At 46.9% G+C, this 2537-nt stretch carries 4 protein-coding genes and 1 pseudogene; 2 read left to right on the top strand and 3 right to left on the bottom strand.

The features are described 5' to 3' along the window. Positions 1 to 286: 286 nt before the first annotated feature. Positions 287 to 1399: pseudogene (locus F6K46_RS39300) on the top strand (O-linked N-acetylglucosamine transferase, SPINDLY family protein); the annotation flags it as partial. Here F6K46_RS39300 and F6K46_RS39295 read toward each other — a convergent pair. From F6K46_RS39295 to F6K46_RS39285, 3 genes are read right to left on the bottom strand one after another with little or no spacing between them, the layout of a single operon-like run. Next, a complete protein-coding gene (locus tag F6K46_RS39295; protein WP_293068786.1) occupies positions 1329 to 1595 on the bottom strand; it encodes a hypothetical protein in 267 nt (88 codons plus the stop codon). The pseudogene F6K46_RS39300 and the gene F6K46_RS39295 sit on opposite strands and share 71 nt — an antisense overlap. A 6-nt stretch (positions 1596 to 1601) precedes the next feature. Then, the gene (locus F6K46_RS39290) at positions 1602 to 1754 is read right to left on the bottom strand and encodes a hypothetical protein (RefSeq protein WP_293068783.1); all 153 of its coding nucleotides are present in this window, start codon (positions 1752 to 1754) and stop codon (positions 1602 to 1604) included. Positions 1755 to 1768: 14 nt separating this feature from the next. Further along, complete coding sequence (locus tag F6K46_RS39285) at positions 1769 to 2113, bottom strand: DUF433 domain-containing protein (RefSeq protein WP_293068780.1); 345 nt, start codon at positions 2111 to 2113, stop codon at positions 1769 to 1771. 111 nt (positions 2114 to 2224) lie between these two features. Between F6K46_RS39285 and F6K46_RS39280 the strand changes: the two genes are divergently transcribed. Then, positions 2225 to 2380: a hypothetical protein gene (locus F6K46_RS39280; RefSeq protein ID WP_293068778.1), complete on the top strand. Its 156-nt coding sequence runs from the start codon at positions 2225 to 2227 to the stop codon at positions 2378 to 2380. Positions 2381 to 2537 lie beyond the last annotated feature (157 nt).

Below are 2537 nucleotides of genomic sequence, written 5' to 3'. Positions count from 1 at the left end.
ATTTTGCGACCGCAGTCTTGGGAAATCCCTGTTAGTTTAATAATGGCTCTCACCACTCCTCTCCCAATCCTTGCCTAAATCCTAGTCTCTATCACTGTTTCGACTACTTTTGCCTAATGGATAGCTTAATAAGGGGGGAATTGAGGAGGGAGCAGGGAGCAGGGAACAGGGAACAGGGAACAGGGAAGTCGGGAGCAGGGAGCAGGGAATTGAGCATGGATCCCCCCTTATTAAGGGGGGTAAGGGGGGATCCCTTATTAAGGGGGGAATTCAGGAGGGAGGAAAAACTACCAGACCCTTAAAAGTTGGATACCTGTGTAGTTGTTTAAGACGGCATTCTGTGGGGTGGCTAGCTCGTTGGCTGTTTGAGCATCATGACCGGGAGCGGTTTCAACTTTATGGCTATTTTGTAGATTATAAGCTAGTAAACGATAACCTCCAAGAATGGTATATCAATCAAGTAGACCATCCTCGCAAATTAGGGATTCATGTTCTAGATGTGGCTGAGCAGGTTTATCAGGATCAACTGGATATTTTAATTGACCTGGATAGCATCACCCTGGATATCAGCTGTGCAGTCATGGCTCTGAAACTGGCACCAGTACAAGTCACTTGGCTAGGGTGGGATGCTTCAGGATTACCTGCCATTGATTACATGATTGCTGACCCCTACGTATTACCGGATTCCGCTCAGGAGTACTATTCCGAGAAAATCTGGCGCTTACCCCAAACCTATATTGCTGTGGATGGGTTTGAAGTGGGTGTACCTAGCTTACGTCGGGACCACCTGGATATTCCCAACGATGCCACCATTTATCTCAGTAGTCAGAGGGGATACAAGCGCAATCCCGATACCACAAGGCTGCAAATGAAAATTATCAAAGCAGTCCCCAATAGCTACTTTTTGATTAAAGGTAAATCTGACCAAGACTCGATCAAACGGTTCTTTAACCAGATTGCGGAAGAAGAAGGAGTAGAGTGCGATCGCCTCCGGTTTCTACCAGAAGTTCCTACGGAAGCGGTTCATCGTGCCAACTTAGGCATTGCGGATGTAGTCCTGGATACCTATCCCTACAATGGAGCCACCACTACCCTGGAAACCCTCTGGATGGGTATTCCCCTAGTCACCAGAGTGGGAGAACAGTTTGTTGCTCGCAACAGTTACACCATGATGATGAATGCTGGAATCACTGAAGGCATTGCCTGGACAGATGATCAGTATATCGAGTGGGGGATTCGCTTAGGCAAAGACCCAGCCCTCAGACAACAGATTTCCTGGAAACTGCGACAATCTCGACAAACTGCCCCCTTGTGGAATGGTAAGGAATTTACTCGGGAAATGGAAAAGGCTTATTTGGAAATGTGGAGGAATTATCAGGGAACAGGGAACAGGGAGTAGGGAGTAGGGTGTGGGGTGTGGGGTGTGGGGTGTGTGGGGAGTAGGGAATCGGGAATCGGGAATCGGGAATCGGGAACACCTCAGGCAATAGGCATGCTAGCAATAGGCAATAGTAGGAGTAGGGTGCGTTAGGGGCGGACTTGCCCTCATGTTCAACCTCGTAGCCAGCGTTGAGATAGTCCGCCCCGTAACGCACCAGCTATCAGGTATTAGAGGCATGAGGCAAGAGGCAAGAGGCAAAAGTTGAGTACAACAGCGTTCGCAAAGCGTGACCAAAGGTCAATCGCGTTCGCGCAGCGTCGGCTTTGCCGAAAGCGTGACCATTCGCGTAGCGTGGCCTAAAGGCCAAGGTCAATCGCTCACAGATACTCAACACGCCCAACCATCAGACTTGACATCACCCGTGATTTCTCTCCATTTTTGCTGAAACTTTGAAGTAGGATTATTTTCCTTTATTTGTTCAACAAGTCGATCAGTTTCAATGGTGTGACGGTCAATGTCTTTTTGATGCTCATAATAGTATGCCATTGCCCCATGAACCTGGGCTAAGGACAGATCATACTTGTGAGCAATTTCTGCTAAAGAGTCTTTCATCTCCAAATACATTTCAGCAATGGCAGCAACAGGCATTCTTGTCCCAGCGATGCGGGGTTTCCCATAACAATAGTCAGGATCTATGGCAATATATTCTGTAGTTATTTGTTGGATAGACATTTGTCTAATTTTGATTAAAAGATAACCGTATTAATTATAAGCAAAATGCAAGAGGCAAAAGGCAAAAGGCAATAGAAAGATTGTATGTAATTAAAGCTGTTTTACCCGGTGGTGCGTTACGGGACGGACTATCCCAACAGTGGCTACCGAGAAAATGAGGGTAAGTCCGTCCCTAACGCACCCTACGCAACTCCCGACTCCCGATTCCCGACTCCCGACTCCCGACTCCCTAAAAAATTCTTTACAAAAATTTTCAAAATATGTTAAGATATTAAATTTTTTGTGATATACTGAAAATGTGGATGGTGTGCGACGTGAAAGCGTCTGAATGAATCGAAACCTGAAATGGTTTTCTGAGGAGTGCATCCCTCAGCCTGCCGAGATGAGAGGGGAAGAGTAATCGGAACCTGTGTGCAGATTCTCG

This window comes from Moorena sp. SIO3E8 (assembly GCF_010692445.1).
Lineage (GTDB): Bacteria > Cyanobacteriota > Cyanobacteriia > Cyanobacteriales > Coleofasciculaceae > Moorena > Moorena bouillonii.
This window is presented reverse-complemented; position numbering and strand designations above follow the sequence as displayed.

Coding starts and splice junctions, on each gene's coding strand:
- F6K46_RS39285 (WP_293068780.1), bottom strand. CDS start 2,113: ATGTCTATCCAACAAATAACTACAGAATATATTGCCATAGATCCTGAC.